The organism is Paenibacillus sp. UASWS1643 (assembly GCF_008693195.1).
Lineage (GTDB): Bacteria > Bacillota > Bacilli > Paenibacillales > Paenibacillaceae > Paenibacillus > Paenibacillus amylolyticus_B.
In genome coordinates, this window is the sequence record NZ_VXKZ01000107.1 from 228,400 (window position 1) to 248,287 (window position 19,888).

Sequence of the window (19,888 nt, forward strand, 5' to 3'; positions counted from 1 at the left end):
GGAGGGATGTAATTGAATCGTCTCGAACGGAAAGCCATGGTGATTGGAGCCACGGGGCTTGTAGGCGAATTACTGGTTCATCATCTGCTGGAGCACCCGGCATACAGCTTGGTTCGCGTTCTGGTTAGACGTCCGCTTGAGCTGCAACATCCCAAACTGGAACAGCATGTGGTGGACTGGGAACAGCTGGAGAGGCAAGACCACTTATTCGATGGAATCGATGACCTGTACTGTTGTTTGGGGACAACCATCAAAAAAGCAGGCAGTCAGGACAATTTCCGTCAGGTGGATTATCATTACCCGGTTCGTGCAGCCACGATTGCGAAGCAACATGGTGTAGTACAGATGCTGGTGATCTCCTCCATGGGAGCGAGTGCAGGTTCCCGGGTCTTTTACAGTCGAACCAAAGGGGAAATGGAGGATGCATTGTCCGATATCGGTTTTCCGTCACTGCATATCTTCCGTCCTTCCTTAATTCTGGGAGATCGAAACGAGAAGCGGTTCGGTGAGCAGATGGCTGCCTATGCCATGAAGTATCTGGATCGCTGGATGAAAGGCAGAGCGGACAAATACCGGGCGGTCCACGCTGTAACCATTGCACAGGCCATGACCAATATTGCGCTGGTGCAAGCCAAGGGAAACCATGTGTATTCGAATGAAGTCATTCATGTCCTTGGTGTGGACGGGGGCTAAGAAACCTTTGAACGAGCTGTTTACTTCATGTGGCTAGTGAGGAGCGTTTCTCGCTTGAGGCAGATCGTGGTATAATAGGCAACAAAAATGAGTTCGAACCCTGACTCCATGCGGCAGCAGGATAACGAACACGAAGGAGAACCCGTCCATGAAAAAACCAATCTCTACCGATCAGGCGCCAGGCGCCATTGGTCCATACAGTCAAGCCGTTGATGCAGGCGATTTCATCTACACTTCCGGACAGCTTGGCCTGAATCCTCAAACGGGAGAATTCGGCGCAGATGTACAGGAGCAGACACGTCTGTCCTTGAGCAATGTGAAGGCTATCCTTGAAGCAGCAGGCACAAGTATGGATAAAATCGTGAAAACGACGGTGTTCCTGAAGGACATGAATGACTTCGTTCCTGTAAATGAAGTATATAGCACATTCTTCGAACAGCCTTATCCTGCACGCAGTGCAGTAGAAGTTGCTCGTTTGCCAAAAGATGCACTGGTGGAGATTGAAGTTATTGCCCTGAAATAGGACAACCTTCATTCACTGCGTTATACATAAAAAGCCGATTTCAGGTCAAATGACCAGAATCGGCTTTTTGCTTTATGTTTTTGCGTTAGGATGGAAGTCGCTCAATCGCGATCCTGATTACGGGCGAAGAACAGCCAAATCGCGTAGATTGCCAGTACGATCGCAATGATGATTGCCGTATAATATACGGAAGTGACATCCTTTTGTTTAAGTGCAATGGCGATGTACGCCCATGTGAATACCAGTGGATATACACTGTCCCGATAACGGAAGCTAACGAGTACAGCCAGCACCATACCCACAATCAACATAATGATCGTCCAGGTCGGTTCGCTGAGACCAAAACCATCCCAACCGATTTTATATAACAGAACAGCTGCATTGACGATCGTTGCCACGCTAACCCATCCCAGATAGATGCTGAATGGCAGCTTCACAAGCCAGATCTCAGCAGTGGTCGGAACAGTAATGGTACGTGTTTTTACATACAGCATGATCAGAGACAACAGAAGCAGTACAATAATCAGTAAAGCGAGACCGGTCTGCAAGTTTTGAAAAGCGAAAATCCAGGCTACGTTAAAGGCACAGCTTGCCAGGAACCAATACCCGAGACGGGTAATGGAGTCCCTTTTCCACGAAGCAGGCACAAACTGATAGATCACAAAACCTGCCAGCAGCAAGTAGATCAAACCCCATATAGCGAAGGCATAGCCAGAAGGTGTGAGTAGCACAGGGTACATATCCGATACTTCCTTGTTGGTTCTGCCCCCGATCGGCAGAGCGTTGGAAAGGTAGTTCACGATAATTACAGCGATAAAACCAATGGCGTTTAACCACTTGTACGGATTGTTACGTGACATTGTGTTTCCTCCTTGGTTTAACGAATGAATGAACCACGGGTCAGTCTACAATGAATATACCCAGTTCTTGCACATTCTAATAACAGCCGCAAAAAATTCACAAGTTGATCTTGCAGATTCTTGTGCTCTGCCGCTTCGTTGGAACGGTACTCTGTCCCAATGTACGCGAAACCAAACAGAAATATGTCCATGCCCATGATGTCCCACTGGAAGAGGAGGAAGAGAATGCTCACAAGAGAAACGATGGAGCAACAGCAAACCTGGTTCTATGTAGTTGCATTGTTTTTAGGAGCAGCGATAGGGCTGAGTAATCCGGTATGGGGAAATGCCTTACACTACACCGTGTCCCCGGTTCTTGCCGTTCTGTTATACAGCATGTTTGTACAGATTCCCTTTCTACAGTTAAAAGAATCTTGGTCGAATCTTCGATTTATGTGCGCGCTACTGGTGGCTAATTTTATCGTAGTACCTGTAGTTGTATGGTTGCTTACACTTGTCTTTCCGCAATCACCAGGCGTTCTGATCGGAGTCTATCTGGTACTGTTAACACCCTGTATTGATTACGTCATTGTGTTCACACAACTCGGCAGGGGCAATGAAAAACTGATACTCGCCGCAACACCTCTTTTATTTGTTATACAAATGATCCTGTTACCGTTTTATTTATGGCTATTGATGGGTACCGAGGTGGCGCAGATCATGCAGGTAGGGCCGTTTGTAGAGGCTTTTCTGTTCCTGATTGTTATTCCACTGCTGCTCGCTGTTGTTACACAAGTTTTCTCCAGAGGTAAAGCGAGCGGTGAAAGGATCATGAATGCGACGGCATGGCTCCCGGTTCCGATGATGGCACTCGCGCTGATCGTGGTTGTCGCTTCCCAGATAGGCAAAGTATACAATGATATGGCGATCATCGTGAACGTGATCCCGATCTATGTTGCTTTCCTAATCATTATGCCTTGGATATCTCGGCTTATTGCTACTTGGTTTGGATTGAATTCAGGCGCCGGGCGGGCGTTGATTTTCAGTTCAGCCACACGGAATTCGCTGGTCGTTCTGCCACTTGCGCTGGCACTCCCATCAGAATGGGCAACCATTGCTGCTGCTGTTATTGTTACACAGACGATGGTGGAACTTGCAGGGGAGCTAATCTACATTCGACTTGTACCTGCGGTAATTTTGCGAGATCGGTGAGCGTTCTTACTTATCGGAAGATCATGTTCTACCTGGATATTATACTTGTACCGTTCGTCATCGTATCCTATCTGAGAAAGAAACGAGCCCAAAATTCGTCTTGATCTATGCTATTCTTTGTAAAATTAAAATTAAAATTAAAATTAAAAAGAGTACTCCCGATAGGCCATGCCGGGGAGTACTCTTTTTAATTCAAATAAATTGGTACTCGTTAAGTACCGGCCTCCAATAATGTTTTACGATATTCCGCTGGCGTGATGCCTTCCATTTTTTTGAACACTTTGCTGAAATATTTTTCATCCTGAAATCCAACCATCTCCGAGATTTTGGCGACTCGCAGGGAAGGATTTTGCAGTAACAGCTTGGCGTTGTTGATCCGCAGTTTGCCCAGATATTCCGACCAGTTCAGACCAAATTGCTGTTTGAATTTACGGGAGATATACTCCCGGCTCAGATAGAAACGCGCGGCAATCTGCTGTAAGGACAGGTCCTCCTGATAATGGGCGTCCATATAACGTGCAATCTCACTCATGGGATCAGGATTGGCGTGGTGATGAGCGGTGAGCGCCTTTCCTGCGGCAAGCAGTCGTTGTTCCAATAATGAACGAAGCAGGGGGAAGGATAACAGTCCTTCAGCGTCCAAAGGTAACTCGGCAAAGGGAATGGACTGTTCCTCCGTCACTTCTTCCTCTTTGAATGACGAACCTGCCGTAACATCAAGCCAGCGGCTCAGCATCCATTCCAGCTCCTCGATCCATTGCTGGATCTGCTCAGCACTGACAACCTCGAGATCAGTAATCGGGTCAAGCCACTCGGCGACCGCAGCAGATACACTGGAAGCCCGGCAACTCATGGCTGCCATACGCAGGGGTTCTTCATGGGCGGTTAAACGCCTGATTTTATTCCCATTTGATGATTCCACTGAGGCATGGATTCGCTGTTTAATTTGCACAGCATTGCGTCGCCACAACCTTGAACTTGCTTCCAGATAGGCCGCTGAGATTCCGCCAGGGTAGGACTCACAGGTGGAGATGCCAAAATGAAGCCGGCGCTGAATCGTCTGCTCCAATCCATGATTGACCTTGTCCAGAATATGTTCCAATGAAGTGGATGGGCCCCAATGCAGCAGAACAATCTCGTCCGGTTGATCCAACTGGCGAAACATTACGCCTTCGTCTGGTGTGGATAACATCTCGGCACAGATATTGAGTACCGAGAACACAAGCAGGTCCGGTTGACTGCGGTATTTTGCCAGACAATCTGCATCCAGATGGGACAGGCTGGTGACAGCGACACTACAGACAGAGATTAGACGGGGGAGATTTAACTCATCCTGTAATCGCTGCATGTGTGATTGGCTGCTGCCTCTTCCGACGGCAAGTTCGGTGAGCAGACGATCCTGGTAGTGGGGACGCATTCGATTAACAACAATGGATTGCCTGGTGGATTGTATCCGAATGGCGTCTTCCTCTTCCCAAGCTGTAACGGCCTTTAATAGAGATGCATTAAGCTCTTCTGCTTCCACGGGTTTCAGGAGGTAGTCCATACCACCATGCCTAATTGCATGCCTCACGAGTTCAAAATCATCATATCCGCTGATAACCAGCACTTTGCTGTGTGGGACATGAGCTGATATCCATTCAAGCAATGCCATACCGTCCTTGCCCGGCATACGCATGTCACTGAGTATGATTTGAGGTTGATGTGCCGTGATGGCGGCGATGGCTTCATCTCCGTCTGCTGCTTCAAGTAATGTATCAATGCCAAACTCTTCCCAATGACCAAGCAACCTTATGGCATCGCGGACATGTTTTTCATCGTCTACAAGCAGTGCCTTCATGTTGTTCACTCTCCCGCGTATAGTTTAACCGTAATCTTCACACCATTGGGTTCCTGATTGCTGATCTCAAGCCTGGCTGAGTGACCGGGATGTGAGTTCAATTGAAGTCGGCGTATTACATTTCGTAGACCGATGGATTCAGACTCGTCGGATTCTTGTGTGGATAACCCGGTTGTTGTATGACTTTGATGTAGCCATCCGCGGATCTCCAGTAATTTATCTTCAGATATGGAGGGGCCGTTATTATTCAGTTCTATTTCAATCCAATGATCGTTGATCCGGCGGCTGGATAGGGATATGTGACCTTTGCCAGGCTGAATATCCGCTCCATGTTTGAAATAGTTCTCAATTAAAGGTTGTAACGTCATTCTTGGCATTTCGACAGACAGGGTATCTTCGGCAAAATCCAAATCCACCTCAAGGCGGTCACCAAACCGCTCCTGCTGCAGTTCCAGATATAATCGGGCATGCTCCGCCTCTTCGCGTAAGGTCACGCAGGTCTGATCCCGCATGCTGTAGCGCAGCATTTTGGACAGGCTAGAGAGTAGTATATACGCCCGTTGTCCCTGCTGTTGAAGGGCAAGTGTACCGATCGATTGCAGTGTGTTATATAGAAAATGCGGATGAATCTGCGCTTGCAACGCTTTGAGCTGATTCGTCTTATTGGCGATCTCGAGTCTATATTCCCGCAAAATAAGATTATTTACCGTATCCATCATATCTCGGAAATGACGAGCGAGCACCCCGAATTCATCTCGGCTGGATAGATGGATATCCACATGCAGACGCCCGGCTTGAATTTGGTTCATATACCGCATGAGTTGCTTGAGCGGACCTGTGATTCGGATGGAGATAAACAAGGTTGCAATAATGACTAATACAAGTGCTGCAATGGCAATCATTGCGTTATTCCACGTGAGTGTGGTCGCCCTGGCGTATAACGTCTCATTCGGAATCTGTTTGACGATGGTCCAATCGGCGTATGTGCTGCCAAGTTGTTGGTATACATACATGGATCGATCCTGTTCAAAATGTCCTGCGACATTCTGGGCTGTACCCGCGCTATTTCGTGCGATATTCAGCTCACTAGCTGTTTCCTCTCGCAGTGCATCGGTATGATTGACCTCGGAACGTCCTTGGTAAATGATCTGATTCTGACCATCCACAACATAGATCTGTTCCTTAGCCGGATCATACAGCCTGCCACAGATTGCTGCAATGGTATTCATATTCAGATCAATGGCGAGTACACCCAGGCGCTCGGTGGACGGAATATCCTTGATCACCCGATGCAGGGTAATGACCGTTCTGGCAGGGTCATCGGGGGAGGCAGCCTTGAATCCGTACGTGTGACTCATATGGGCCGATTCCACCCAGATATCCGGGCTGTCACCGCCTGTTTTTCCATGAAGCGAGCCGGAATAGGCCTGTTTGCGTTCCTCCCGCTTCGGAAAGGGGTTCGTAATTAAGGTGGATTGATTGGCGGCAAAAGAGTGCAAATACAGCTGGAATACATCCGGCACAGCCGCGCGTATCGTCTGCAAAGTGGTGTACACCTCGGCAACCGCACGATAATCACCAGGAATTTTTGCCAAGTTACGCAGAAAGTTCGGGTCGTTATACACAGCGAGCGACGCTCTGGCCACGTTATCCACATAGTTGTTGAGATTGGTGGACGCTTGGAAGATCAGGCGTTTGTTCTCTTCAACAGCCTGTTCCCGCAGGGCTGTCTTGGTCTGGATAAACGTCATGCTGATCGATGCGAGCAGTGGAAGTGTGGTAGCAATGAGCATAAAGGCAATCAATTTGGTGCGTATACTGTAGTATTTGGACATCGGAACACCCCTTCTGGTTGCAGGTTAAGAGAGGACAATATTTTACCCCCAACTGTTCACACGGGTCGGTGTTTCCCTCGGCGATAATGGGGTTTAATAGAAAAAGAGACCAATTTCATCCATCTATAGAAGGGGAGAACGATATGAAGCATCGCAAATCTTCACAGCTGTTACAGCAGCTTGTGTTCGTGGGTCCCTCCATCGTGTTTTTTATTCTCATCATCGTGGTCCCTTTCCTGCTTGGCATGGTGTATTCCTTCACGGATTGGAACGGGGTATCCGAGAACATTAATTGGGTAGGGTTTGACAACTTCGTGCATGTTTTTGCGAATGATCCCAAGTTCCAAACGGCGTTTTGGTTTACGGTGCGCTTCACCGTGGTTGGTGTAGTACTGACCAATGTGATTGGCTTTTTCCTGGCGTATTTCCTGACCAAACCGCTTAAGACGAGAAACATTCTGCGTACGATCTTTTTTATGCCGAACGTGATCGGTGGGTTGTTGCTCGGCTTTATCTGGCAGTTCATATTTGTGAAAGGGTTTTCAGCAGTAGGCGATGTAACCGGCTGGTCCTTCTTCAACCTTCCTTGGCTGGGAGACGAACCAACCGCCTTCTGGGGAATCGTGATTGTGTTTGTATGGCAGACCGCAGGTTATCTGATGGTCATCTACATCTCATCTCTGACAAATGTATCCCCTGATCTACTGGAAGCTGCCGAGATTGATGGCGCAAGTCGCTGGCAGGTACTGCGGAGCATCATTCTTCCGCTCATTATGCCGGGTGTGACAATCTGTCTGTTCCTGGCGATCTCCTGGTCGTTCAAAATGTTCGATCTCAATCTGTCGCTAACCAAAGGTGGACCGTTCGGATCAACAGAGTCGGTTGCACTTAATATTTACAATGAAGCCTTTGTGAATAACAGATATGGCATCGGAACCGCCAAAGCGCTCGTGTTCTTCGTAATCGTTGCCATCATCACCATGATTCAGGTACGTCTGACGAAGAGCAAGGAGGTAGAAGCCTAATGGAGACGACGAAAAATTACCGCTTCAGTACCATTGTAACCGAGATTGTCATGGTACTCCTTGGACTTTTATTCCTGGTTCCGTTTTACTTCCTGTTTGTGAATTCGGTCAAAACCTTCGGTGACCTGCTCACCAATTCGGCTGCATGGCCGGAAGTATTTCAGTGGGGCAACTATGCGAACGCCTGGGAGAAAATTAACTTCCCATCCGCGCTGATGAACTCGCTTATCGTTACTGTGGTCAGCAATCTGTTGCTTGTGCTGATCAGTTCCATGGCCGCGTACCGAATGGTTCGCAGCGATACCCGGTTCAACCGTATTTTGTTCGGCATGTTCATTGCCGCTATGGTGATTCCGTTCCAGTCTATCATGATTCCACTCGTTACTGTAACCAGTAATCTGGGATTGATCGACAGCCTTGGCGGCCTCATTATCTGTTATCTCGGTTTCGGGGCACCGATGTCTGTCTTCCTGTTCCACGGATTCGTAAAATCCGTCCCGCTGGAGATTGAGGAAGCGGCTCGTGTGGATGGAAGCTCTGCCTACGGGGTGTTCTTCCGGATCGTATTTCCACTCATGAAACCGATGTATGTCACCGTCATCATTCTGAACACACTCTGGATTTGGAATGATTATCTGCTTCCATCCCTGATCCTGCAAAGCTCCAACCTGCGTACGATCCCGATTGCGACCTTTGCACTCTTCGGACAATATACGAAGCAATGGGACCTGGCCTTGCCAGCACTTGTGCTCGGCATCATGCCAATCATTATCTTCTTTCTGCTGATGCAGAAGTATATCATTCAGGGGATTACGGCTGGATCAGTTAAAGGGTAAGTGTTGCGAGGGCAGGGTCGCTGTGGCGGAGTGCGAGGCAAAGGTTGCTGGCGGGCTCAAGTTGCGCTTTCGGTCGCTGTTGCCCCTCGGTGGCCTGAATGTATTAGGGCAAGGAAGCCACCGAGTTTCAAAGGCGAACGCTCCGCTCCTACATCGCATCCTGATCCCTTTGCTCCCACATCGCATGGAGGTGTGCAAAGGGAGTCATGCCCGCATAGCTTGGCCATGATTCCTGAAGAGAGAGGCCCAGATAGAATGGGCTCCTTCCTTGATAAAGGCTTGATAAGTTCAACTAAACATTTACAACGATAACGAAGAGGGCAGAAATAATTTGAAGAAGCGAAGCGTTCGCCTAAAAGCTTTCTGGAAGAAAGCTACTTCGGAAGCATACGCTATCCCAGGATTTTTCCCATTAATAATGGATCAAATAAATCTGGGGATAACAGCGATCGGAAGGTTATTCTGTCATCGGAGTGCCAGTGTAAATATTCATTAGTTGAACTGTTATACTGAAACTACTATAGGGAGAGTGTATGTATGAAAAGAATGACAAAGTTGACGTTGCTTATGCTGATTGCTTTTTCGGTAATGCTCGCGGGTTGTGGCAATGGAGATAAGAGTGGCAGTCCGGTCAACACGGATGCTCAAGGTGGTGGTGAGGCTGCTGCTGGAGATAAAACCATTAAAATCTTCCAATTCAAAGTCGAAATTGCGGAAGCGCTCAATCGTCTCAAAGCGGAATATGAATCCTCCCATCCAGGCGTCAAACTGGACATTCAGACTGTAGGTGGCGGCAGTGACTACGGTGCTGCATTGAAAGCCAAGTTTGCCGCTGGCGAACAACCGGACATTTTCAACGTAGGTGGTTATCGCGAATTGGATACATGGCTTGAATATCTGGAAGATCTGTCTGGAGAATCATGGGCCAAGGATGCGCTCGAAGTAGCCAAAGAGCCAATGACCAAAGACGGCAAACTCTACGGACAGCCGCTCGCATTGGAAGGTTATGGTTTCATTTATAACAAAGACCTCTTCCAAAAAGCAGGTATTACTGAAATTCCAACGACACTGGAACAATTGGATCAAGCTGCACAGAAACTTCAGGCCGCAGGCATTACCCCATTCTCTAACGGGTATCAGGAGTGGTGGGTGCTGGGCAATCATAACGTAAACGTGGCATTTGCAAATCAGGCAGATCCGGTGAAATTCATCCAAGGACTCAACGAAAGTACGGAGAAAATTCCTGGCAACCAAGTGTTCGCCGACTGGATCAACTTGCTCGACTTAACGTTGAAATACAGCAACAAAAACCCGCTGACAACCGACTACAATACGCAAGTTACGTTGTTTGCGAGTGGAGAAGCAGCGATGATGCAACAAGGAAACTGGACTCAAGTACAGATCGATGGAATTGATCCGGATCTGAATCTGGGTATCCTGCCAATGCCAATTAATAATGAACCAAATGACAAATTGTTTGTCGGTGTGCCGAACTATTGGGTTGTGAACAAGAACTCTCAAGTGAAACCGGAAGCAAAAGAGTTTTTGGAGTGGCTCGTAACTTCGGATATCGGGAAACAATACATGACAAAAGAATTCAAATTCATCCCGGCGTTCAGTTCCATCACGGCATCCGAAGAGGATCTGGGTGACCTCGCCACAGAGATCATGAAGTATAGCCAGGAAAACAAAACACTCAGCTGGAACTTCAACCGTTTCCCTGAAGGGGTTCCACAAGAGTATGGCAGCACCATTCAGGCTTACGTTGCAGGCAAATCGGATAAAGCCGGATTGCTCGACGCATTGCAACAGAACTGGGATAGTCTGAAAAAATAATCCGGATCATTGACGGTATCCACAGGTTACCGAAAACTGTTTAGAAATTTTTGGATAGAAAAGTTAGTTTATCGGATATATAAGTTAATTGAAGCAGGTCAACCAGAAATTTTATTCTGGTTGGCTTGTTTTGGTTTTTACGAGGAGTTAAAAAGTGCTCACTGGAAAAATGATAGATGTTAATATCCCTGAAATGTGGATAACCCAAAAGCAGTTTAACGATCCCATGACGTATTTAACACAGAGTTTATACTATATGTGGATATCCTGTGTGTATAACACTCTAAATGTGGACAAGTATGGAGTAGAGGGAGCGGGAGGTCCTCATTTGTTATCAGAAATACTTGTTTTCAACTAACTAGTACTGTATAGTTCTAAATATGACAAATCCAAAAATGAACACGGGACTTGCCAAATCCAAGAGTTCCAATCCGGTGAACCGGACCAAGGCAGTTGAAGTGGCGGCACAATTATTTCTGCGTCAGGGGTACAGCTACGTCAGCATGGATGAAGTCGTGCGAGTGAGTGGGGTATCCAAGTCGAATATTTATTATCATTTTAAAAACAAGGAGGAACTGCTCCAGGCCGTGGTACAATACTGGATTGCCCAGTATGAGTCGGAGCTGTATCTGCTGCTCAGTCAGCGTGAGCGAGGAGTGGAGGAGCGTATCTACTCATTCATGGCATTGCTGTCGGCAGGCATTGAGGGCCGAAATTACGAAGGGAGCTGCCCTTTTGTTACGTTATATATGCAGACACCGGACAGTGCACCCCAAGTGAAGGAAAGCATATCCAGATTCTTTCGTGAGCTTAGGCCTATGGTGGAGAAGTTGTTTCAGCAAGGTTTGGATCGCGGTGAATTTCGCAAAGAAATCGAACCGGGACCGGCTGCTTTGTTGTTTATTGCAGCACTGGAAGGTTCACTAATCCTAGCGGGAACTGCCCGTGATGTTGGGATTATAGAACAATCGGCACGGACGTTTTGTCAGATGCTTCGTTAATCGAAGCTCTTTTTTTGAATATAACTAGTACTATGTAGTACTAAAAGGAGCCGTAACAGAATGATTGTACATACTAACCGTGTAAACAATGAGGAAAACACAGCAGCACATTTAACAAATATGAATCAGGCAATGAGCAAGTCTGATATTGCAGACACGACCATTTTTATGACAGGAAGTACAGGTTTTATCGGCAAAGAAACGGTCAAACAACTCACGCAGGGAGACGTACAATTGCTCTTGTTGGTTCGTTCGGAACAGCGAGCCAGAACTGTGCTGAAAGCTTATGGAGTGAAGGATTTCGACCGGATTACCTTTATTAAAGGTGATTTGTCCAAGTCGGGTCTTGGACTTGCCGCAGCGGACCGGGAGCGTGCTCTTGAAGCAAATGTGATCATTCATGCGGGTGGAACGATGGACGTCACTTTGGAACGAAAAGTAGCTGAGCAGATATTCATGAACGGGGCCAGAGAAGTGGCACAGCTAGCACAGGAAATCCACCGTACTCATGGATTAAGACACTTTATCCACGTTGTTGGTTATATGAGTCCTTATGGAGAGCGGAATGAACAGGGGAATTATCTACAGGTTGAGCATGTGGATAACAATGAAAGTGCATATGAAGAGATGAAGTTTCATGCCGATCTGCACATTCGCAAGCATGCAGAACAGCATCACTATCCCTTATCCGTTGTAAATCCGAGTACAGTGGTTGGGCCACGCCCCACCGGTGAAACCGAGCAAACGGGTGGGATTGGACTGCTCATTCAGGCGATTCAGAAAGGACTTATGCCAGTAGTGCCGGGAGGTTCATCCTATTGGTTACCGCTTGTGGAGAATGACATTGTTGCACAGACGCTTGTTTTTCTATCCAGGGAAGCTGCTCCAGTCGGAGGAACTTATCCACTATTGGCGCGGAGGGAAGACAGTCCCAATATGAAGGAACTGCTGCAACTCTTGGCGCAGCAATTGGACGTACCCATGCCCAAAGGGGCTGTGCCACTATCATGGATTCAATGGATCATGAAATCAGGGGGCACACGCATCAGTGGTGTTCCAGCAGAGTCGGTTGCTTTTATTACCAACAGGTCATTCCCGGTTGAAGAGACGGAGGCACTGTTCACACGTATGGGGCAAAACTGGCCGGACATCCGGGAACAGCTTCCACTGGTTACAGCCGATCTGGACTATCGTCTGCGGTATGCGCCGTTACCTGAGGGTTTTCCGACAGATTATACTCGGTCACGGAGCGGAAATATGGCTATGCTTGGTTGGGAGGGTGAGGGAGAGCCTTGGATTATTGTACATGGTTTGCTTCAATCTGCGGATGAGATGTTACCTTTGGGACAACAGCTTAGGGAACAGACCGGGAACCCGGTATGGTTAATCGATCTCGCTGGATTTGGACGGTCTCCTGTACATCAGGGAGATGAAGCGTTTGAAGGTCAGGTGGATGCACTGCTTACGGCTCTTGGTGAGTTTGAGGGTCCGGTGAAGCTGGTTGGTCATTCAATAGGGGCTGCTATTGCAGCTGCGGCACAGATGCGTAGCGGGCGGACAGACATTCGGTTAGGTTTGCTTCAGCCAGTTGCCAACAATTCGAATCCGAATGTGCTAAGAGGGATTTCCCGCTTGCCAAGAGGGGTGATGCGCTTCCTGCTGCGTGGCAGATCGGAGAAAAGTTGGATTCAAATGTTCAGTTCATTTAGCGGCGTAGGCGACAGCAGTGTTATGGCCGATACCATGGGCAAGAGAATACGCTCCAGTCTCCAGTCCCCTCGCATCGCAGGAGCACATGCAGACTTGTTGCGCTGGATCCACTCGGGTCAGAGGAAAGGCGCCAGATCAACGTTGTGGGCGAAAATGGAAAGTCAGCATTATGCCAAGAATGTATTAGTTGTATGGGCCAATCAAGATCGGGAATATTACTTTCCCCAGGATATGAACTCACAGGTCAAACGGATAGATGTACCCTATGGACATTACTTTCCGACGTTTCAGTATAAGGAAACAGCTGCAATCCTCACTGAATGGGCCGATACCTTGAGGTGAGTTGAGGTTTGGATATGCAGGAATCCCGTACCAATTGTCGAAAGGGTCAAGTCGAGTTACGAAGAGGATTAACCAAGGATAGGAGAGATGAACGTATGAGTCAGCAACGTGTGGAAATCAGTAAGAATGTGCTAACCGAATGTCTCGGACTGCGCAGCGGAGAGAATCTGGTAGTTGTCGCAGACGATATGAAACGGGATTTGGCTGAATCCATCTATGAGGCAGGCAAAGCACTTGGTGCAGAGTCGGTCCTGTTAATCATGAAGGAACGCAGCAGATCTGGAGAAGAGCCGCCTGCGCCGATTGCAGAGGCCATGATTCGAGCAGATGTAGCCGTGTGTGTAACGCGATATTCATTAACACATACCCAGGCACGCAAAAAAGCCGCTGCCTCTGGTACCCGAGTGGCAACAATGCCCGGCATGACAGAGGATATGTTTGTGAACGGAGCCATTACAGCTGAATATTCGCAAGTAAAGGCGTTGACCGAGAAGGTAACGGCTCTATTAACCGCAGGTCGCCATGTACGAATAGAGAAGCAGGGCCGTAGTCTTTCCTTTTCCATTGAAGATCGTAACGGTGTACCAAGCACAGGTATGTATTTGAATCCTGGTGAATCGGGTAACTTGCCGTCAGGAGAAGCCTATATTGCTCCCGTCGAGGGCAAGGGCGAGGGCAGTATTATTGTAGATGGTTCCGTTGCTGGAATTGGGGCACTCCGTGAACCGATGTTATTGACCGTTAGTGAAGGACGGTTGGTGTCAGCTGAAGGACCAGATGGGGCTCAATTACTGGAAACGCTTGGTGAGGGCGATGGTCGTTTTCTCGGCGAATTCGGGATCGGTACCAATAACAAGGCACGAATCACGGGTGTGGTGCTGGAAGATGAGAAGGTATACGGCACAATTCATGTGGCCTTTGGCAGTAATAACACATTTGGTGGAACGATTGCCGCGGGTGTTCATATTGATGCAGTTGTACAAAAGCCGGACGTGTACATCGATGACAAGCTGATCATGCGTCAGGGTGAATTGGTCGAATAACTACAGCGAAGGAAATTGGGCATGTCCACAACGTGTCCACAGTAATGGATAACTGAAGCGGAAATTCAGATTTTACGTCAGATTTACAAACAAATACACAACATGTCCACATTAAATTAATGAATATCCACATGAAACTCCAAAGATATCCACAGCATGTGCGCAATATGTGCACAACTTATCCACAAATCAGGTATAACTCGTGTTTTCATCCGATAAAACAGTCGTTTTGGAGTAATAAAACAAGTTATCCACAGGAATTTCGCTTTTTTGTTCCAAGTATTTGAAAACATAGAAACAGATCCATAATATATGGGGATAAAAAAGACCAAAAATCGGCATAAAGCTGATCTTTGGTCTTTTTTTTGAATATAATTTTTCAATCCAATGTCAGGTTACTTACGCTCAATACTAAAACGACTGACTTCCACCACCCTCCACAATAGGGCAAATGAGCAGAGTGGAGACAGCAACCGTAATGCAACGTCTGTTGAAGTTGGTAAAATTGATCTGAAGCCTAAACATTTGGTCAAAAATAACCGATACACCAAAGTAACATCTAATGAGACGAAAGTAGTCTGATTATACGGAATGAGAGGGTATGGGGATAACTATGGACGAGGGAATGCAATATATTAATTTTTCGGTAGGAGACCAGATCTTTGCACTACGAATTGATGAAGTTCATGAGATCATCAGAATGGTGCAGGTGACAACGGTCCCGTTTGGAAGCCCGGAGATCAGAGGTTTTGCTTCGCTGTACGGTAAGGTCGTTTCGGTTGTGAGTCTTCGTGTATTGTTAGGCATGCCGGACCAGGAGGATACTTCTTCTACACGTATTATTGTGGTGCCTTACAAAGGTGGATTTGTACCGCTGATCGTAGATATGGTCGATTCTGTCGTAAGTTACGATCGTTTCGAGGAACCTGCTGAGGAACACCGCCGTTTCATGCTTGGCGTTTTTGACAAAATCGGGTTCTGTGAAGATCATCGTGCAGGCATTTTGAACCTGGATGTATTACTGGGCAGCTTGATCAGATCATAGTAGTATAACGATCCGTAATTCTTTCAATATTCAGTATTATCCTTCGGTTTACCCAAATGTTCCTCATCCGCTTTTCGGGAGAAGGGACATTTTTTTTGCCGCTAGGGCGTGTCTGAAAACTCCGAAGGAAGCAGATTTGCCGAATTTTCGTTCCAAGCAAGAAAGTTTTCCGCAGGCGTGCCGGGGCACGTCAAGGGAAAGTGACGCAGCAGGGGGAGAAAAGGGGGTAAAAAATGCACTTCAGCGAGTTTTGAGACACGCCCTAACCCTCGAAATAACCACTTTTTATGGGCAAAGGTTTTTAAATCCGGTCATTTTCGTATATGATGGAGAGTAACAATGCGAAGGGATGACGGGAGACTTTAATGATGCAATCGCTGTATGGAGTATGGCTTGGTGACGTATTTTTTTGTTTTTCCGGTGAAACATCGGAACCGCGTGTGGATGCATGGAGCCACGTGGTAAGAAGGTTGAATTTTGGCGACGGGGGTCGTCTGTTTCAGCCTGCCGCTCTGCGTCTTGCGGAGCTGCGCTGGCCGAATCCGCTGAGGAACACGGCTGAAGCCAAGAACACGAAGCGGCGTCAGCTGCTGGGGCGCACATTGGAAGGATTGGCAGTCTCGCCTAAGGATGCCTTCAGGTTGCTGCTTCAATGGGATGACCGTTTGTTAAATGCAGCCGGAATTCAGGTTGGAGAAGAGATGCGTTACTGGATCAAAGCAGCGCAGTTCACACAGGAGCTGCTGTTGCGGGGAGCAATTGCTCCATCGGCTGAATTCGCAGCAAAGACCGGCGCACGGCGACGGACCGGGCAAGAGACATTAACAGGCGTATGGCGGCCACGCTTGCAGCAGGAGGAGGACATCGAACGCTTCCGCGATCTTGCTGAAGCGATGCCTCCGATTGGGTTGGCTGCTCCTGGAGCTTATGCTTCATTGGAACCGGAAACGCGTGAAGAAGCAGGGGCTGCGGTATTATTTTCATTCATGAGTGGCATGATTCATGCTGTAGTGACAAGTGAACTGGAGGGTATGGACAGTGAACTGTCCCGTTACCGCACCCCATATCGACGCGGATCTTCGCCAGTAGCCGAACTCTGGTGGAACAGTCTGATCTCGATGTTCCGTCCTGTGACGGTGCAAGGGCCGACGGACGATATGACAGCGTTTATTCATACGTTGCAAGAAGTTGGTGGAACGTCAATGCCAATCGTGGGAGCAGAAGAGATGGCACCTGCTGAAGGCCAATTGAAGCTGGTGCTCCGCTTGGAGCCTCCACTGGGCGAACATGAAACGATCTGGGGAATAAGCTTTTGGGTGGACAGTGAGCAGGAACCAAGCCTGAGGTTGCCTGCGCGGACCATCTGGGCACATCCAGAGCGAGATCTGGACCGCGGGAAGGTGTTATATACCTCGGCAGCAGAGCAATTATTGATGGCACTCGGGCAAGCAGCAGAAATGGCACCTGAACTGGAGACGGCGCTGCTTACTGCTCGTCCGGAGGGAATTAAGCTGGAACAGCAGGGTTTCTTTGAATTTCTAACGCATGCGGTTCCGCATTTACAGAAGGCTGGCATAACCGTGCTCATGCCTTCAAAGTGGAGTCGTGCCGGAAAACGCCGTGCAGGACTCCGTTTGCAGATGTTGAATCGGGGAACAGAACGGTTGCCTGGAGCCACATCGGCACTGGGCATGGAACAATTGGTTGCATTCAAAGCAGAGCCCATGCTGGATGGCAAGCCCGTAACGGCAGAGGAACTGGCAGCTTTGGCTGAATCTACAGTTCCCTACGTCATGTTCCGCGGTGAGTGGATTGAAGTGGATACAAAAGAGATTCGCCAAGTCCTGCGTTATATGAAAAAAGAAGAAGAACAATATATGCCTCTCTCCGAATGGCTGCATCTGGCTGCGGATGAAGGGGAGGATTCCGCGTGGAAGGGCCTTTCCGTCTTTGGCGCCGAATCCGATGGGATGCTTGCTTTCCTGCTCGATGGACAGGTGCTTCGCAGCATTGAACCTCGTCAGGTTCCGGCAGAATTGCATGGTGAACTAAGACCTTACCAGGAACGAGGTTTCCAATGGTTATCCGCGATGCGTGATCTGGGCTTTGGCGTATGTCTAGCGGATGATATGGGACTTGGGAAGACCATTCAGGTCATTACCTGTCTGCTGGATCGCAAACACGAAGAACGCCAGGCGGCTGAAGAGGAAGCACGTGAGTATGAAATGCTGGATGGATCCGATGATTCTTTCCCGGCGGATCAGCATACGAATGGGCAGCCTGATCATTTGCCTGCACTTATTGTGTGTCCTACCTCGTTGCTTGGAAACTGGCAGCGTGAACTGAAGCGGTTTGCCCCGGATCTGTCGCTATATATTCATCATGGCGGACAACGGTTGCACGGGAATGAGTTTCAGGCTGAAGCACAGACGCACGACATTGTACTGACAACCTATCATTTGGCAGGCAGAGATGGCCCGGATCTGGCTTCATTGCACTGGTCCACCATTGTGCTGGATGAGGCACAATATATTAAGAACTACCGTACCAAACAAGCGCAAAGTGTGATGCGACTGTCTACACTTCATCGTATTGCGATGACGGGAACGCCTGTAGAGAACCGATTGAGCGAACTTTGGTCGATTTTCCAATTTCTCAATCCGGGATATCTGGGCACAGCTTCATCGTTCCGCCAGAGGTATACGGGACTTGGGCCATCCGAAGAAAATGCAGCATCCTTGCGTGAGCTTCATCGACTGGTATCCCCATTCATGTTGCGCAGGCTGAAAAGTGATCCGGATATTCGCAAGGATCTGCCAGAGAAGCTTGAACTGAAATCCTATTGTTCCCTAACGCCGGAGCAGACGGTGTTGTACCAGCGTGTGGTGGATGATCTGATGGGTGGTCTGGACGGCAGAAATGGCATTGCCCGGAAGGGGATTGTTCTGTCCTCCCTGACCAAGCTCAAGCAGATCTGTGATCATCCGGTGCTGGCGGACAGCAATCGGAAAGACCATGGCAAGGCAGAGGCATCCGGTAAGATGGAACGATTGCTTGAACTGCTGGACGCCATTCGTGATAACGGGGAATCAGCCCTGATTTTCACCCAGTATGTTGCTATGGGAGATCTGCTGGTGTCGAGGTTGAAACAGCGATATGAGGAAGAACCGTATTTCCTGCATGGTGGTGTGTCGAAGGCGCAAAGGGATGAGATGGTGGAGACTTTCCAAAAAGGAGAGGGTCCTTCCATGTTTGTTCTGTCTCTTCGTGCCGGAGGTGTAGGTCTGAATCTGACACGGGCGAGTCATGTCGTTCACTATGACCGGTGGTGGAATCCTGCGGTTGAAAATCAGGCGACGGACCGTGTATTCCGAATTGGGCAGAATCGCAACGTGCAAGTGCATAAGTTGATCTGTCAGGGAACACTGGAGGAACGGATTGATGAGCTGATCGAAAGCAAGAAGGCACTCTCCGAGCAGGTCGTTGGTTCGGGTGAGAACTGGCTGACTGAGATGTCGGATGATGAGCTGCGTGGTCTGATCTCTCTTCAGGGTGAGACTTGGCTGTGACCTTGAACATTCAAAGGAATATAGATGTTGAGAAAGGGGGATTATTGTGAGCGAAATATGGAAGATCGAGCTGCATATGTCCCCCGGTGGATGGACAGCAGAAGTAAATACAGCAGCGGAAGCGGACCAGGAAGTTTCCGTTTCCGCTGCTGAGGGCAAGACCGGATCAGCCGCAGGCATGTTCACGGTCACGGGAACGCCGGCGCGACTGAGCGAAGCCCAGCGCGAGGCTGTGCTGGCTCAGCTGCGCGAGCGCCCGCTGACGCTGTACGCCCTGCTGCGCGGCGGCCCGGCGTCCGAGGAGCTCGCCGGGCTGCTGCCGGCTGCGCAAGCGCCCGAGGGCTCGCCAGGCGCAGCCACGTCCAGCGCGTCCGTGGCATGCACCTGCGGCCGCCCGGGCTGCGCGCATGCCGCGGCCGCTGAGCGCGCCGTAGCCGCGCGCCTCGCGGCCGAGCCGCTGCTGCAGCTGGCGCATGCCGGCCTGCCGCGCGAAGCGCTGCTCGCCGGCGTGCTGGGGGCATGGGCGGAGGACCTCGCCC

Annotated in this window: 14 protein-coding genes and 1 pseudogene; 12 read left to right on the top strand and 3 right to left on the bottom strand. The window is 48.9% G+C overall.

Going from position 1 to position 19,888, the window contains the following annotated elements; translation table 11 throughout:
* Nucleotides 1–36: 36 nt before the first annotated feature.
* Together FE296_RS14380 and FE296_RS14385 are read left to right on the top strand one after the other, a co-directional pair.
* The gene (locus tag FE296_RS14380) at nucleotides 37–693 is read left to right on the top strand and encodes an oxidoreductase (RefSeq protein WP_150365402.1); all 657 of its coding nucleotides are present in this window, start codon (nucleotides 37–39) and stop codon (nucleotides 691–693) included.
* 148 nt (nucleotides 694–841) lie between these two features.
* A complete protein-coding gene (locus FE296_RS14385) occupies nucleotides 842–1,216 on the top strand; it encodes a RidA family protein (protein WP_017690870.1) in 375 nt (124 codons plus the stop codon).
* 101 nt (nucleotides 1,217–1,317) lie between these two features.
* On the opposite strand, the gene FE296_RS14390 is transcribed toward FE296_RS14385, so the two are convergent.
* Nucleotides 1,318–2,076: a tryptophan-rich sensory protein gene (locus tag FE296_RS14390; RefSeq protein ID WP_124117847.1), complete on the bottom strand. Its 759-nt coding sequence runs from the start codon at nucleotides 2,074–2,076 to the stop codon at nucleotides 1,318–1,320.
* A gap of 225 nt (nucleotides 2,077–2,301) precedes the next feature.
* Here FE296_RS14390 and FE296_RS14395 point away from each other — a divergent pair, with 225 nt between their 5' ends.
* Nucleotides 2,302–3,267 carry an arsenic resistance protein gene (locus tag FE296_RS14395; protein WP_150365386.1) on the top strand — a complete coding sequence of 322 codons (966 nt, stop codon included), beginning with the start codon at nucleotides 2,302–2,304 and terminating at the stop codon, nucleotides 3,265–3,267.
* Between the two features lie 211 nt (nucleotides 3,268–3,478).
* On the opposite strand, the gene FE296_RS14400 is transcribed toward FE296_RS14395, so the two are convergent.
* Both FE296_RS14400 and FE296_RS14405 read right to left on the bottom strand, forming a co-directional pair.
* Nucleotides 3,479–5,107 carry a response regulator transcription factor gene (locus FE296_RS14400; RefSeq protein ID WP_150365387.1) on the bottom strand — a complete coding sequence of 543 codons (1,629 nt, stop codon included), beginning with the start codon at nucleotides 5,105–5,107 and terminating at the stop codon, nucleotides 3,479–3,481.
* 5 nt (nucleotides 5,108–5,112) lie between these two features.
* Nucleotides 5,113–6,942: a cache domain-containing sensor histidine kinase gene (locus FE296_RS14405; protein WP_150365389.1), complete on the bottom strand. Its 1,830-nt coding sequence runs from the start codon at nucleotides 6,940–6,942 to the stop codon at nucleotides 5,113–5,115.
* A gap of 143 nt (nucleotides 6,943–7,085) precedes the next feature.
* Between FE296_RS14405 and FE296_RS14410 the strand changes: the two genes are divergently transcribed.
* The 9 genes and pseudogenes from FE296_RS14410 to FE296_RS14450 form a co-directional block, all read left to right on the top strand.
* Nucleotides 7,086–7,967, top strand: coding sequence for a carbohydrate ABC transporter permease (locus tag FE296_RS14410; RefSeq protein ID WP_036607341.1), 882 nt, complete (start codon nucleotides 7,086–7,088; stop codon nucleotides 7,965–7,967).
* The gene (locus FE296_RS14415) at nucleotides 7,967–8,803 is read left to right on the top strand and encodes a carbohydrate ABC transporter permease (RefSeq protein WP_047840283.1); all 837 of its coding nucleotides are present in this window, start codon (nucleotides 7,967–7,969) and stop codon (nucleotides 8,801–8,803) included. Before FE296_RS14410 ends, FE296_RS14415 begins: the two co-directional genes overlap by 1 nt.
* 537 nt (nucleotides 8,804–9,340) lie before the next feature.
* Nucleotides 9,341–10,639, top strand: a complete 1,299-nt coding sequence (locus FE296_RS14420) for an ABC transporter substrate-binding protein (protein ID WP_036607334.1) — start codon at nucleotides 9,341–9,343, stop codon at nucleotides 10,637–10,639.
* 434 nt (nucleotides 10,640–11,073) lie between these two features.
* Nucleotides 11,074–11,640 (top strand): TetR/AcrR family transcriptional regulator, encoded by a 567-nt coding sequence (locus FE296_RS14425; protein ID WP_036607516.1) that lies wholly within the window; start codon nucleotides 11,074–11,076, stop codon nucleotides 11,638–11,640.
* A gap of 60 nt (nucleotides 11,641–11,700) precedes the next feature.
* Nucleotides 11,701–13,692, top strand: coding sequence for an alpha/beta fold hydrolase (locus FE296_RS14430; RefSeq protein ID WP_150365391.1), 1,992 nt, complete (start codon nucleotides 11,701–11,703; stop codon nucleotides 13,690–13,692).
* A gap of 95 nt (nucleotides 13,693–13,787) precedes the next feature.
* Nucleotides 13,788–14,735: an aminopeptidase gene (locus FE296_RS14435; RefSeq protein WP_124117837.1), complete on the top strand. Its 948-nt coding sequence runs from the start codon at nucleotides 13,788–13,790 to the stop codon at nucleotides 14,733–14,735.
* A gap of 625 nt (nucleotides 14,736–15,360) precedes the next feature.
* Entirely contained in the window at nucleotides 15,361–15,780 is a 420-nt protein-coding gene (locus FE296_RS14440; protein WP_164783412.1) for a chemotaxis protein CheW, read from the top strand.
* A gap of 365 nt (nucleotides 15,781–16,145) precedes the next feature.
* The gene (locus tag FE296_RS14445) at nucleotides 16,146–19,349 is read left to right on the top strand and encodes a DEAD/DEAH box helicase (RefSeq protein WP_150365393.1); all 3,204 of its coding nucleotides are present in this window, start codon (nucleotides 16,146–16,148) and stop codon (nucleotides 19,347–19,349) included.
* Between the two features lie 46 nt (nucleotides 19,350–19,395).
* Nucleotides 19,396–19,888 (top strand): annotated as a pseudogene (locus FE296_RS14450) (hypothetical protein); the annotation flags it as partial.

Excerpts from the sequence above, each read along its gene's own strand:
- FE296_RS14395 (WP_150365386.1), top strand. The coding sequence starts at position 2,302 with ATGCTCACAAGAGAAACGATGGAGCAACAGCAAACCTGGTTCTATGTA.
- FE296_RS14400 (WP_150365387.1), bottom strand. The coding sequence starts at position 5,107 with ATGAAGGCACTGCTTGTAGACGATGAAAAACATGTCCGCGATGCCATA.
- FE296_RS14440 (WP_164783412.1), top strand. The coding sequence starts at position 15,361 with ATGCAATATATTAATTTTTCGGTAGGAGACCAGATCTTTGCACTACGA.
- FE296_RS14420 (WP_036607334.1), top strand. The coding sequence starts at position 9,341 with ATGAAAAGAATGACAAAGTTGACGTTGCTTATGCTGATTGCTTTTTCG.
- FE296_RS14410 (WP_036607341.1), top strand. The coding sequence starts at position 7,086 with ATGAAGCATCGCAAATCTTCACAGCTGTTACAGCAGCTTGTGTTCGTG.
- FE296_RS14430 (WP_150365391.1), top strand. The coding sequence starts at position 11,701 with ATGATTGTACATACTAACCGTGTAAACAATGAGGAAAACACAGCAGCA.
- FE296_RS14390 (WP_124117847.1), bottom strand. The coding sequence starts at position 2,076 with ATGTCACGTAACAATCCGTACAAGTGGTTAAACGCCATTGGTTTTATC.
- FE296_RS14405 (WP_150365389.1), bottom strand. The coding sequence starts at position 6,942 with ATGTCCAAATACTACAGTATACGCACCAAATTGATTGCCTTTATGCTC.
- FE296_RS14415 (WP_047840283.1), top strand. The coding sequence starts at position 7,967 with ATGGAGACGACGAAAAATTACCGCTTCAGTACCATTGTAACCGAGATT.
- FE296_RS14380 (WP_150365402.1), top strand. The coding sequence starts at position 37 with ATGGTGATTGGAGCCACGGGGCTTGTAGGCGAATTACTGGTTCATCAT.
- FE296_RS14435 (WP_124117837.1), top strand. The coding sequence starts at position 13,788 with ATGAGTCAGCAACGTGTGGAAATCAGTAAGAATGTGCTAACCGAATGT.
- FE296_RS14445 (WP_150365393.1), top strand. The coding sequence starts at position 16,146 with ATGATGCAATCGCTGTATGGAGTATGGCTTGGTGACGTATTTTTTTGT.
- FE296_RS14385 (WP_017690870.1), top strand. The coding sequence starts at position 842 with ATGAAAAAACCAATCTCTACCGATCAGGCGCCAGGCGCCATTGGTCCA.